The organism is Ruegeria sp. CH6 (genome assembly GCF_056537005.1).
In genome coordinates this window covers 682,702-695,408 of the sequence record NZ_JBQFQS010000001.1, presented here as the reverse complement: position 1 = coordinate 695,408, position 12,707 = coordinate 682,702, and the positions used below count along the sequence as shown (strand labels likewise).

Sequence of the window (12,707 nt, the reverse complement as noted above, 5' to 3'; positions counted from 1 at the left end):
TCACGGGGAAGGCAGGGGAGAGCCTTCCGGGGAGGAGCCAGTGGCGAAGGCCGCAAGCCAGATTGAAATGCCTGTTGGCGTCGTTGTGCGCAAAACACCCGGAGTGACCCGCTGGGCGCAATGGAGTTGGCGCGCCGTGGCGGCGTTGCCGGGCGCAGGCCCGGCGGATTGGGTCGAGCTGCGTCGCGAAGGTGATGCCGTCGAATACCACGCCGCCACCCTTCCACTTACCCTTTGGCCGGATGAGACAGAAGCCTATCTGACCAATCTGGCAGACGGACAGCCATCTATCTATCTCGTGCTACGCGACGAACTTGAAGGTGATCGCCCCTTGAACGCTGTTCTCATCACCGCGTCTCCTTTCGAAGGACAAGACTACGCCGATACCGGCGAAGAGATTGTTGAGAAGATCCCCATGACTGACGGCCTGATCGCCTGGGTGCGCGACTTCGCACAATTGCACCGGCGGGATGAAGAGTTTGTCAAACGCCGCCGGGACAAGAAGCGCGTCGATCTTGTTGAAGACGGGCGCGGAGATGCCCGCATTCGACAGGACTCGGATGTCTATCGCGCCCCACGGAGGATCGTGCAATGACCGAAGCCCGCGATTTCTGGTCCCGCCGCAAGGCGGCCGTACTGGCAGAGGCCGATGAAGAACGCGAGGCGATCGAAGCCAAAGCCGTAGCTGATCAGCAGGCCGAGTTAGAAGCCAAGCCCGATCATGAAATCCTGGCCGAATTCAACCTGCCCGATCCCGATCAATTGAAGCCCGGCGATGATGTGTCCGGCTTTATGGAACAGGCCATACCGGATCGCCTGCGCCGTCGCGCATTGCGACGTCTTTGGCGGCTCAACCCCGTACTGGCCAACGTAGATGGCCTAGTGGACTACGGCGAGGACTACACGGACGCGGCCTGTGTGATCGAGAATATTCAGACCGCCTATCAGGTCGGCAAAGGGATGTTAGCGCATATCGAAGCGCTCGCCGCAGACGAGACCGAAGATGAGGCTTTGCCCGCCGAAGATTTGGAAGAAGCACCCGAAGCGATTGCTGACGAAATCGAGGATGTCGCCGAGGTTGTAGCACTGGCACCTGAGACGGAAGAGCCGGAGGAGATGGAAATGCCCCCTGCTCCACGTCGCATGAAGTTCGAGTTCGAAGGATGACTAAATGACCGCAGGCAATGCGCATAATCTGGATGTCTCAGCCGAGGATCGACTACGCGCGGATTTCTACAATTTTCTGGGGCTTCTTTTGGCTGCTCCACCCGATCAGATGCTGTTGGATCAAATGGCTGGCTTGTCCGGGGACGAAACTGATCTGGGACAGGCCATTCAGGCCATGGCACGGGTCGCGAAAGTGACAAAACCGGCAGCTGCGGAAAGAGAGTTCAACACTCTGTTCATCGGATTGGGTCGCGGTGAACTTTTACCCTATGCAAGTTTTTATCTGACGGGGTTCCTGAACGAAAAGCCATTGGCGCAACTGCGAAATGACATGGCCGTACGCGGAATTACACGGGCGAAGAACGTCTTTGAGCCCGAGGATAACATCGCCTCGTTGATGGAGATGATGGCGGGTATGATCGTGGGCCGCTTTGGCGCGCCCGCCCCGCTGGATGAGCAAAAGAACTTCTGGAACAAGCATATCGGCCCTTGGGCCGCACATTTCTACTCGGATTTGGAAGCAGCCGAGAACTCGGTTCTCTACGCCTCGGTCGGCACTGCCGGACGGGTCTTTATGGAGATCGAGCGCGAGGCATTCCGAATGACGGCAGCGTGATCCGTTGCCACTCGCCAGCATCCTGACGGGTGCTAGATCGCAAATGGGAAAGGAGGATCCCATGAGCAAGACCAAGGAAACCGGCGCAACCCGCCGAGACTTCCTGAAACTGGCCGGAACTGCAGCACCTGCTGCGGTGGCCGCAGCCAGCCTGAGCGGTGAAGCAGACGCAGCCGAACTGCCTGTGGATGAAACCCGCATTCAGGACACCGCGCATACGCGCGCATACCTCGACAGCGCCCGGTTCTGATCCGGACGAAGTCTCTCCGACTGACGGTTGCGATTGGCCCTGACGTCGGCACCAGCAGTACCAAGCCAGCCATGGCTTACATGGCCAGCAAGGGAGGAAAGAAATGCTTAGGAAAAAGACCAACGGGGTTGCGAGACGCCCCCAGCGGACAAGTATCCTGTCCCAGGTCGGCGAGAAAACCGTCGATCGCCGCGCGTTCCTGCGCGGATCGGGCCTGACGATCGGCGGACTTGCCGCGATCAGCGCCACGGGTGGAACCGTGACGCCAGCCAGCGCCCAAACAGCGGCCAACCAAGCCGTTGAGAATATCAAATCCATATGCACCCACTGCTCAGTCGGCTGTACAGTCGTCGCCGAAGTGCAGAACGGCGTCTGGATCGGGCAGGAACCCGGTTGGGACAGCCCGTTCAATCTGGGTGCACACTGCGCCAAGGGGGCCTCGGTTCGCGAGCACGCCCATGGCGAACGTCGCCTGAAGTATCCGATGAAAAAGGAAGGCGGCGAGTGGAAGCGCATCAGCTGGGAAGAGGCGATCAACGAGATCGGCGACGGCATGATGAGCATCCGCGAAGAATCCGGGCCGGACAGTGTGTATTGGCTGGGATCGGCCAAGCATAACAACGAACAGGCCTATCTGTTCCGCAAGTTCGCCGCCTACTGGGGCACGAACAACGTGGATCATCAGGCCCGTATCTGCCACTCGACCACTGTTGCGGGTGTTGCGAATACATGGGGCTACGGCGCCATGACCAATTCGTACAACGACATCCACAACTCCAAGGCCATCTTCATCATCGGCGGCAACCCGGCCGAGGCGCACCCCGTCTCGCTATTGCACGTTCTGCGCGCGAAAGAGCAGAACAACGCGCCGTTGATCGTGTGCGACCCGCGCTTTACACGCACTGCGGCCCACGCAGATGAGTATGTCCGTTTCCGTCCCGGAACAGACGTCGCTCTGATCTGGGGTATGTTGTGGCACATCTTCGACAACGGATGGGAAGACAAAGAGTTCATCCGAACCCGTGTCTGGGGCATGGACCAGATCCGCGAAGAGGTCGCAAACTGGACACCAGAAGAAACTGAGCGTGTGACTGGCGTTCCGGGCTCACAACTGAAGCGTGTTGCCCGCACCATGGTCAACAATCGTCCCGGCACCGTGATCTGGTGCATGGGTGGTACACAACACACCAATGGTAACAACAACACCCGCGCCTACTGCGTGCTTCAGCTTGCGCTTGGTAACATGGGCACTTCGGGTGGTGGCACCAACATCTTCCGCGGCCATGACAACGTACAGGGCGCGACGGATCTTGGCGTTCTGTCCCACACCCTGCCCGGCTACTATGGCCTGTCCGCAGGCGCATGGGGCCACTGGGCACGTGTCTGGGGAGAAGAACCGGAATGGCTGGCCGGCCAATTTGCCACGATCAAGGACAAGGAAGGCAAGGACAAGCCGTTACAGAATGAACGCGGCATCCCGGTTTCCCGTTGGATCGACGGTGTTCTGGAAGACCCGGCGAACATGGATCAGGACAACAACGTCCGTGCCATGGTTTTGTGGGGGCATGCTCCGAACTCGCAGACTCGCGGGCCGGAAATGAAAACGGCGATGGAGAAGCTGGACATGCTGGTCGTGATCGACCCGTATCCCACCGTCTCGGCCGTTCTGCATGACCGCACCGATGGCGTCTATCTATTGCCAGCCTGTACGCAGTTCGAAACCCGTGGTTCTGTCACGGCATCAAACCGCTCGCTGCAATGGCGGGACCGTGTTGTCGAGCCGCTGTTCGAAAGCCTGCCGGACGAGGTCATCATGGCCAAGTTCGCCAACAAGTTTGGCTGGGCAGATCGGTTCTTCCGCAATATCGAGATGGAAGACCCTGAGACCCCGAATGTTGAAAGCATTACGCGTGAGTTCAACTCGGGCCTCTGGACCATCGGCTATACCGGTCAGTCGCCGGAACGTCTGAAAAGCCATATGGCCAACCAGCACACGTTCGACAGAACCACGCTGCAAGCCATCGGTGGACCAAACGACGGCGAATATTACGGTTTGCCCTGGCCATGCTGGGGAACGCCGGAAATGGGTCATACGGGGACACCAAACCTCTATGATATGTCCAAACCGGTGGCCGAAGGCGGCCTGACCTTCCGTGCCCGTTTCGGTGTGGAACGTGAAGGCGACAACCTGCTGGCCGAAGGGGTCTACAGCGTTGGGTCGGAGATTCAGGATGGCTATCCCGAATTTACGATGCAGATGCTGATGGATCTAGGCTGGGATGGTGATCTGACGGCAGAAGAGCGCGCTGCGATCGATGCCGTCGCCGGACCCAAGACCAACTGGAAAACCGACCTGTCTGGCGGTATCCAGCGGGTCGCGATCGCCCATGGCTGTGCGCCCTTCGGGAACGCCAAAGCCCGTGCGGTTGTCTGGACCTTCCCGGATCCGATCCCACTGCATCGCGAGCCGCTCTATACGAACCGGCGCGATCTGGTGGAGGACTATCCGACCTACGAGGACCGGCACGCTTATCGCCTGCCCACCCTGTATGCATCGATCCAGAAGAACGACTTTTCAAAGGATTACCCGATAATCCTGACATCTGGTCGTCTGGTCGAGTATGAGGGCGGTGGCGAGGAAACCCGGTCCAATCCATGGTTGGCCGAGCTTCAGCAGGATATGTTCGTCGAGATCAATCCACGCGATGCCAACAACCTTGGTATTCGCGACGGAAGCCAGGTCTGGGTCGAAGGTCCGGAAGGCGGCAAGGTCAAAGTGATGGCGATGCTGACTGAGAGGGTCGGTGCCGGCGTGGCCTTTATGCCATTCCATTTCGGCGGCCATTTCCAGGGCGAAGACCTGAGGGAGAAATACCCCAAAGGCGCTGATCCCTATGTGCTGGGCGAAAGCTCCAACACCGCTCAGACCTATGGCTATGATTCAGTGACCCAGATGCAGGAGACCAAAGCGACTCTCTGCAAGATCTGGGCAGCGTAAGGAGGACAAAATGGCTAGAGCGAAGTTTCTCTGCGACGCTGAACGCTGCATCGAATGCAATGCCTGCGTAACCGCGTGCAAGAATGAGCACGAGGTACCCTGGGGCATCAACCGCCGCAGGGTGGTGACGATCAATGACGGCAAACCGGGCGAACGCTCGATCTCGGTGGCCTGCATGCATTGCTCGGATGCGCCTTGCATGGCGGTGTGCCCGGTCGACTGCTTCTATCAGAACGAAGAAGGCGTCGTCCTGCACTCCAAGGACCTGTGCATCGGTTGTGGCTATTGCTTCTATGCGTGCCCCTTTGGCGCGCCACAATACCCACAGGCAGGCAACTTCGGATCACGCGGCAAGATGGACAAATGTACCTTCTGCGCGGGCGGTCCCGAAGAAAACAACTCGACTGCAGAGTTTGCCAAATACGGACGCAACCGGATCGCCGAGGGCAAACTGCCCATCTGCGCCGAGATGTGTTCGACCAAGGCCCTGCTTGCCGGTGACGGCGATGTGGTCTCGGCCATCTACCGCGAGCGCGTTGTTGCGCGCGGGTTTGGCTCGGGCGCATGGGGTTGGGGCACAGCCTACGATCAGAAAGACGGCTGACACCCCCGTGACCAAATGAACATGGATGATCCGCGACAGCGGGTCATCCACTCAGGAATTTTGACCGAGGTTCAGATGTTCCGCTTACTTATTGTTTTTCTGTTCACAATCGGAATGACGCAGTTCGCTGCCGCGCAATCGGACACCACCGAAGAGAGCGCACAGACCACAGACGAACGCAGCGAAACCGGCGGTGCGACGACGCTTGAAGACATAATGGCACGTCAGCGTGGCGAGAGTGTTGATGACTCGTATCGCGCGGACAACACCGGCCAGGCCAACGCAGAAGGCCTGTTCGGGCAGTTGGGAACGCGCGGGGTTGCTTCTGACAGTGACGTTTATCGTGCGCTGCGCTACGGCTCAGCCGATGTGACCGTGTCATCCCGCGGCCCTGCGGCAAGCGTTCTCATTCAGGATGGCGGCATGTGGTGGCTGAATTTTCGAACCGGGCCGCTGCGCGAATACGGAACATATATTCTGGGCGGCATGCTTATCCTGCTGCTGCTATTCTTCCTCATCCGAGGCAAGATCAGGATAGACGGTGAAAAGACCGGTAGAACGGTTACCAGGTTCACAGGATTTGAACGGTTCGGGCATTGGTTGTTCGCTGGATCGTTCCTGATCCTCGGACTTACGGGCCTATTGACGTTGTACGGCCGCGATTTCCTCATTCCCCTGTTTGGAAAGGAAGGGTTTGCGACAATCGCCCAAGGGTGCAAGTGGCTGCATAACAACCTCGCTTGGGCCTTCATGCTGGGGCTGATCATTGTCACCGTGAATTGGATTTCGCATAACCTGCCCAGCCGAGTCGATCTGAAATGGCTCGCCGCTGGTGGTGGTTTGTTCACGAAAGGCAGCCATCCCCCAGCCAAGAAATTTAATGCGGGTCAAAAAATCATCTTCTGGCTTTGCATCCTGCTGGGCGTATCAATCAGCCTGTCCGGTCTGTCTCTGCTGTTCCCGTTTGAGATGCCGCTGTTTGCCAAGACCTTCTCGATCGCAAACGCGACTGGGATCCCGCAAATGCTGGGCTTGAACCTGCCGGCGCAAATGTCCCCACAGGAGGAAATGCAATACGCGCAGGTTTGGCACGTCATGGTCGCCTATGCCTTCATCGCGATCATCCTGGCTCACATCTATCTGGGCTCGGTCGGCATGGAGGGCGCATTCGACGCCATGGGCACCGGCGAAGTAGAAGAACAATGGGCGCGCGAGCATCACTCGCTGTGGCTGGAAGAGGTACAGGCGAAAGAGGCCAGCGAGGGAGCGGCCTCTCCTGCTGAATAGATGCGTCGACTGGTTCTGGCGCTAAGCCTTCTGCCTCTGACCGCAGAGGCAGAGTTCTTTACGCTAAAAGGCCACGGTGGTCCCATCATGGGAATCGCAACCGCACCTGACGGGCGAATTGCAACGGCGAGTTTCGACAATTCCGTCGGATTGTGGTCCGAGGGTCAGCCGGTTTGGCTGGACGGGCACGAGGCGGCGGTAAACAGCGTCGCATTCAATGGCACAGCAATTTATTCAGCAGGCGACGATTTCACTTTGCGGCGCTGGCCCGGCGGAGAAATCGTGGGACAGCACAAAGGAAAGATCGTCGGACTTGCTGCCTCGAAAACGCATGTGGCCACAGCAAGCTGGGACGGCACAATCGGCATCTGGCCGGTGAATGGCACAGACACAAAGATGCTTGGTCCAACTGGCAGCGGCGTGAATGCAGTCGCGTTTTCTGCCGACGGTAAAACCCTGTACTCGGCGGGAATGGACGGCTCTCTGCGCGTTTGGGATGTCGATACAGGTCAGGAAACGCTCCGTTTGATAGAACATGGGTTCGGAATCAACGAACTGGTCCTGAATGAACAAGACGGGTGGATCGCCTACGGCGCAGTCGATGGAGTGACACGCATTTACAACCTGACCACTGGTGAAGAGCGTGATTTTACGCTGGAGCGCCGCCCAATCCTTGCACTTACCCTCAGCCCGGACCGGCGGCTGCTGGCAGTTGGTGATGGTGAGGGTTACATCATGGTCATCGATACGGACGAATGGCGTATTGTCCACGATTTCAGGGCCACTTTGCGCGGTCCGGTTTGGGCGCTGGCCTTCTCAACGGACGGTCAAAACATCCACGCCGGAGGCATTGACGAAGCCATGTATAGCTGGCCAGTTTCTTCACTGGGCGATCATGAGCAGATGGCCGGGGTTGAACCGGCATTTTTGAAGAATCCCGAAAAAATAGACAATGGCGAACGCCAGTTCGCACGCAAATGTTCGATCTGTCACAGCCTGACACCTGACGGCCAAAGGCGCGCGGGGCCGACCCTGCACGGTGTGTTTGGGCGCAAGGCAGGAACACTCGAAGGATATTTGTACTCGGAGACGCTGCAAGACTCTGATATCATTTGGAATGACGAGACCATAAATGCTCTTTTCGATCAGGGGCCGGACCATTACATTCCGGGGTCCAAGATGCCGATGCAACGGATTGCTGAGCCTCGGGACCGAACTGACCTGATCGCCTTTCTGCGCCGCGCAACGGCACCGAAAGACTGAGCCGGAGGAGAATATGAAAGCCTTTCTTGCCGCCGTCGCGACGATGGTTGTCATAACTGCTGCTGCGCCATTCACGCTGGATCGGCTGGGGCCATCTGCCGCCGAAGCTGGCAGCGGCTCGGCAGTGCGTCTCGACTGAATGTCCGAATACCTGACCACCAAAGAACTGGCCGATCTGCTGCGCATCGGTGAGCGCAAGGCCTATGACCTGGCCTCATCCGGCGAAATCCCCTGCGTTCGTGCCATGGGTAAACTTCTGTTCCCAAGGGCCGAGGTCATTGCTTGGCTCAACGCGTCGCGTTCTGGTCCTCAAGTCGCAGAACCGCCCCTGCCCCCAATTGTCGCCGGTAGCCATGATCCGCTGCTCGATTGGGCCTTGCGCGAAAGCGGTTCTGGATTGGCCACGTATTATGACGGATCGTTCGACGGCCTCACGCGTCTTGCTGACCGCAGTGCCCAAGCAGCCGTACTGCACATCCACGAGTCCGAGGGGTTCAACACCCATTCGATCCGGGACAAGATGGGAGAAGCCCCTGTTATCCTGTTTGAGATTGCCCAACGTCAGCGTGGATTATTGCTTTCTCCCGGTACCGAGGGCATTTCGAGCTTTTCAGATCTGAAGGGACGACGGGTGGTCCTGCGGCAAAGCAGCGCCGCGAGCCAACGACTATTCGAAACGCAGCTGTCAGCCCATGATCTGGCACTGGATGATCTGATCACCCTGCCCGTCTGCGCCCGCACCGAAGAAGAGCTGGCTATCGCCTTACGTGAAAACAAAGCCGAAGCTGGCTTTGGTCTCGCCGCTCTGGCTGGCCTCTACAGTCTGGAGGTTGTACCTACGCATTCCGAACGCTTGGATCTTGCCATCTGGCGACGAGCGTACTTTGATCCCCCCGTGCAAAACCTGCTGGCATTCCTGCAATCTGAAAGGTTCGCTGCACGAGCTTCTGAACTGGGCGGGTATGACCTGTCACATCTGGGGCGAATTCATCACAATGGGGCCAGCGGCTAGCTCCGCTCAGACAACATGCCCAACGCCCTGGACATATGCTGCGTATTTACTTGGCGTTGGGGAAAAACAGCTGCTCTCCGTCAATCACATAAGAAGCGATCGCAGCCTGACCATCTGGCCCGATCAACCAATCGATAAATCGCTGAGCGGCATTTGCACGGACACCAGCGTGCTTTTCCGGGTTCACAAGGATCACGCCGTATTGGTTGAACAAACGGGGGTCACCTTCGACAAGAACCTCAAGATTACCACGATTGCCAAAAGACAGCCATGTTGCCCGATCCGTGAGGGTATAAGCCCCCATCCCACTTGCAACATTCAGCGTCGCGCCCATGCCTGAACCGGTCTCACGGTACCACGTTCCCGACGCATCCGTTGGATCGACATCAGCAGCGCCCCAATGGGCCAACTCAGCCTTATGAGTACCACTGTCATCTCCACGCGATGTGAATGGCGCTTCAGCCTCGGCAATGGCCGTAAGTGCGGTCAATATGTCTGATCCGCCCTTGACCTTCGCCGGATCCGATTTCGGCCCAACCAGAATGAAATCGTTGTACATGACATCAAAACGTTCGACGCCCCAGCCGTCGGCGACGAACTGCTCCTCGTCAGGTTTCGAGTGGACCAACAGGACGTCGCCATCACCGTTGATTGCATTCCGAATCGCCTGCCCGGTTCCAACCGCCACAATACGAACATCGATCCCGGTTTCCGCCTCAAACCACGGCAAGATGTAATCAAACAGCCCCGAATTCTGGGTCGAGGTTGTAGATTGCACCACTATGAACGGCTCTTCTGCCATCGCAGGGCCAGCCGCCACACCAAGCGCTATCAATGCTGCCCGAATGAAGTTTCGGATCATCACAATCTCCGTTTGTCTTTTTTCAGACGACTAATCCACCTGCAAGATAGCGACGCGACGCGTCACTTTCAGGTGCATCCAGCACCTTTTTCGCAGCTCCGTGTTCGACAATCTGACCACCCTGCATCATCACGATATCGGCTGCAAGCCGACGTGCCTGCCCGATATCGTGCGTAACCATCACGATGCGAACACCTCGTGATGACGCCCTCAGGATCATACGTTCGATCATCTGGGTTGCACCGGGATCAAGCGCGCTGGTGGGTTCATCAAGGAACAGGGTTTCCGGTTCTGAGGCCAGAGCGCGCAGGATCGCAAGCCTTTGCGCCTCGCCCCCTGAAAGTGAACGTGCTGACTGACGCGCTTTGTCTTCCAACCCACCTTCAGCCAGCAACTCAGTGATCCGCTGTTTACGCAGAACGCGGTTCAGCCCCTGTCTTTTCAGCACAAAATCCAGATTGGCCGATACAGACCGCCGCAACAGAACAGGGTTCTGAAACACCATGGCCTGATTTGCCTTTTGCTCAGCACCCAAAGGCAGGCCATCTTGAGTAACCTCTCCTCTGTCAGGCGAAATCAGACCATGCAGGCATCTTAACAGCAGGCTCTTTCCTGATCCGTTTGGCCCAAGAATAAGCGTCGGCCCCGGCCCATCGAGCCTGAGACTAGACACGTCAAGCAGTACCTTGCCTTTGCGCGAGATATGCAAATCTCTGACATCCAGTGCAGAAGGCATTTCAGGCAACAAATCACGCATGACGCAACCCCTCCTGCTCTGCCCGTAGTGTAAGCGCACTCACCATAGCGTTTACCGCTATTGCGATACCAATCAGGATCGCACCCAGCGCCAGAGCCAGTGCCAGATTTCCCTTTGAGGTTTCGAGGGCAATCGTCGTCGTCATCACCCGTGTGACGTGATTGATATTGCCGCCAACGATGATTACTGCACCGACCTCGGCAATTGCGCGTCCAAAACCGGCCAGAAGCGCCGTCACCAGCGCCAAACGCGCATCCCACAAAAGAACCGGCACAGATGCAAGGCGCGACACGCCCAAGGACTGGAGCTGTTCCGAGTATTCCTCGGCCAGCATTTCGACCACTTGCCGCGTGAGGGCTGCAACGATCGGAATGACCAACACCATTTGCGCAATTATCATCGCCGTCGGCGTATACAGCAATTCCAGAACGCCCAGCGGACCGGAACGCGACAGCATCAGATACACCAACAGGCCGACCACAACAGGAGGAAACCCCATAAGCGCATTCATCAGGATGATCATCATCCGCCGCCCGGGGAACCGGGCAACTGCCAGAGCTGCACCAACAGGCATGCCAATGACGGCTGAAATCAGCACGGCCAGAACAGAAACTTTCAAAGACAGAAGCACAATCGCCCAGAGCTCTGAGTCTCCGGTGAAGATCAGAGATAGCGCATGACTGAATTCTGTTGCAAAGTTCTGCATACTCTACCAATTGACAGGTTGTGTCTCATGAAATGCGTTATATTACAGCAGAATACTAATTCTTTTACGGTACAAGTACAGACACAAACCCGACATCCGAAATTGAAAACGCGGCCCCTGTCGGAACCGCGCTCAATTTGTTGACTATGTCGCTGAAGTTTAGTTCAGCGCGGCATCGGTGATCTGATGCGTCCAGGCACCATCAGGCTGCTTGGTGATTACAGGGTCAGAACCACCTGCAAGCAACGTGCTTACCGTGCGCTCAAAATCCGCTGGGTCCAGCGCACCGTTCGATCCGGCGGTCAATTTGGCAATTTCGCCCATCATCCGCTTTTGATGCTCTTCAGTCTGGGCACCGGTTGCGTCATTTTCCAGCACGATCTCAGCCGCTTCATCCGGATGCTCTTCTGCGTATTTCCAGCCTTTCATCGAGGCGCGGACAAAGCGTTCCATCTTGTCCACGAAAGCCGCATCGCTGAGGTTTTCTTCCAGCACATACAGACCATCCTCAAGCGTCGCCACGCCTTGATCCTCGTACTTGAATGTCACCAACTCATCCGGGCTGACACCCGAGTCGATAACCTGCCAGTATTCGTTGTAGGTCATCGTGCTGATGCAATCAGCCTGACGCTGAAGCAACGGATCCACGTTAAAGCCCTGCTTCAAAACTTCTACACCGCTTTCGCTCTTGCCACCGGTGTCGATGCCCAGCTGGCTCATCCAGCTCATGAACGGGAATTCGTTGCCAAAGAACCAAACACCCAAGGTACGGTTTTTCAGATCTTCAGGAGATGAGATGCCCGCATCCTTCCAGCAGGTCAGCATCATGCCAGAGCTCTTGAAGGGTTGCGCGATATTGACAAGTGGCAGGCCCTTTTCACGCGCCGCCAGCGCCGCCGGCATCCATTCGACGGTCACATCAGCCCCACCGCCGGCAATCACCTGTGTCGGGGCGATATCCGGGCCACCGGGCAGAATGGTGACGTCCAGACCTTCTTCTTCGTAGAAACCTTTGTCCTTGGCGACGTAGTAACCTGCGAATTGCGCCTGAGTGACCCACTTCAATTGCAATGTCACGTCATCCGCAGCCAAAGCCGAACTGGCGGCCAGACTAAAGGCAGCAATCGCCCCGCTGAGTAGCTTATTCATCTTCATTTCTCCTAGTTGCTATTGTTGTCCCGTTTT

Annotated in this window: 14 protein-coding genes; 10 read left to right on the top strand and 4 right to left on the bottom strand. The window is 57.3% G+C overall.

The window, feature by feature from the left end; translation table 11 throughout:
- Nucleotides 1-40 precede the first annotated feature (40 nt).
- The 10 genes from ACR0CW_RS03540 (at nt 41) to ACR0CW_RS03495 (ending at nt 9,197) form a co-directional block, all read left to right on the top strand.
- Nucleotides 41-595, top strand: a complete 555-nt coding sequence (locus tag ACR0CW_RS03540) for a DUF3305 domain-containing protein (protein WP_480738727.1) — start codon at nt 41-43, stop codon at nt 593-595.
- On the top strand, nt 592-1,167 hold the full coding sequence (locus ACR0CW_RS03535; RefSeq protein ID WP_480786834.1) for a DUF3306 domain-containing protein: 576 nt from the start codon (nt 592-594) through the stop codon (nt 1,165-1,167). Before ACR0CW_RS03540 ends, ACR0CW_RS03535 begins: the two co-directional genes overlap by 4 nt.
- 4 nt (nt 1,168-1,171) lie before the next feature.
- Nucleotides 1,172-1,783 (top strand): TorD/DmsD family molecular chaperone, encoded by a 612-nt coding sequence (locus tag ACR0CW_RS03530; RefSeq protein ID WP_155143540.1) that lies wholly within the window; start codon nt 1,172-1,174, stop codon nt 1,781-1,783.
- A 61-nt stretch (nt 1,784-1,844) separates the two neighbouring features.
- Entirely contained in the window at nt 1,845-2,033 is a 189-nt protein-coding gene (locus tag ACR0CW_RS03525; protein WP_480786833.1) for a ubiquinol-cytochrome c reductase iron-sulfur subunit N-terminal domain-containing protein, read from the top strand.
- Between the two features lie 103 nt (nt 2,034-2,136).
- Nucleotides 2,137-5,031, top strand: a complete 2,895-nt coding sequence (locus ACR0CW_RS03520) for a formate dehydrogenase subunit alpha (RefSeq protein WP_170332889.1) — start codon at nt 2,137-2,139, stop codon at nt 5,029-5,031.
- Between the two features lie 10 nt (nt 5,032-5,041).
- Nucleotides 5,042-5,635 carry a formate dehydrogenase FDH3 subunit beta gene (fdh3B, locus tag ACR0CW_RS03515; RefSeq protein WP_155143534.1) on the top strand — a complete coding sequence of 198 codons (594 nt, stop codon included), beginning with the start codon at nt 5,042-5,044 and terminating at the stop codon, nt 5,633-5,635.
- A 75-nt stretch (nt 5,636-5,710) separates the two neighbouring features.
- Nucleotides 5,711-6,922: a formate dehydrogenase subunit gamma gene (locus ACR0CW_RS03510; protein WP_480786927.1), complete on the top strand. Its 1,212-nt coding sequence runs from the start codon at nt 5,711-5,713 to the stop codon at nt 6,920-6,922.
- Entirely contained in the window at nt 6,923-8,185 is a 1,263-nt protein-coding gene (locus ACR0CW_RS03505; RefSeq protein WP_480786832.1) for a c-type cytochrome, read from the top strand.
- A 13-nt stretch (nt 8,186-8,198) separates the two neighbouring features.
- Nucleotides 8,199-8,324 (top strand): hypothetical protein, encoded by a 126-nt coding sequence (locus ACR0CW_RS03500; RefSeq protein WP_302478279.1) that lies wholly within the window; start codon nt 8,199-8,201, stop codon nt 8,322-8,324.
- Nucleotides 8,325-9,197: a substrate-binding domain-containing protein gene (locus tag ACR0CW_RS03495; RefSeq protein WP_480786831.1), complete on the top strand. Its 873-nt coding sequence runs from the start codon at nt 8,325-8,327 to the stop codon at nt 9,195-9,197.
- 46 nt (nt 9,198-9,243) lie between these two features.
- Here ACR0CW_RS03495 and ACR0CW_RS03490 read toward each other — a convergent pair whose 3' ends face one another.
- The 4 genes from ACR0CW_RS03490 to ACR0CW_RS03475 form a co-directional block, all read right to left on the bottom strand.
- On the bottom strand, nt 9,244-10,059 hold the full coding sequence (locus tag ACR0CW_RS03490) for an ABC transporter substrate-binding protein (protein ID WP_480786830.1): 816 nt from the start codon (nt 10,057-10,059) through the stop codon (nt 9,244-9,246).
- A 22-nt stretch (nt 10,060-10,081) separates the two neighbouring features.
- Nucleotides 10,082-10,816: an ATP-binding cassette domain-containing protein gene (locus ACR0CW_RS03485; protein ID WP_480786829.1), complete on the bottom strand. Its 735-nt coding sequence runs from the start codon at nt 10,814-10,816 to the stop codon at nt 10,082-10,084.
- The gene (locus tag ACR0CW_RS03480) at nt 10,809-11,522 is read right to left on the bottom strand and encodes an ABC transporter permease (protein WP_480786828.1); all 714 of its coding nucleotides are present in this window, start codon (nt 11,520-11,522) and stop codon (nt 10,809-10,811) included. Before ACR0CW_RS03480 ends, ACR0CW_RS03485 begins: the two co-directional genes overlap by 8 nt.
- Before the next feature lie 159 nt (nt 11,523-11,681).
- Nucleotides 11,682-12,671: an ABC transporter substrate-binding protein gene (locus ACR0CW_RS03475; RefSeq protein WP_155143520.1), complete on the bottom strand. Its 990-nt coding sequence runs from the start codon at nt 12,669-12,671 to the stop codon at nt 11,682-11,684.
- Between the last annotated feature and the right edge of the window lie 36 nt (nt 12,672-12,707).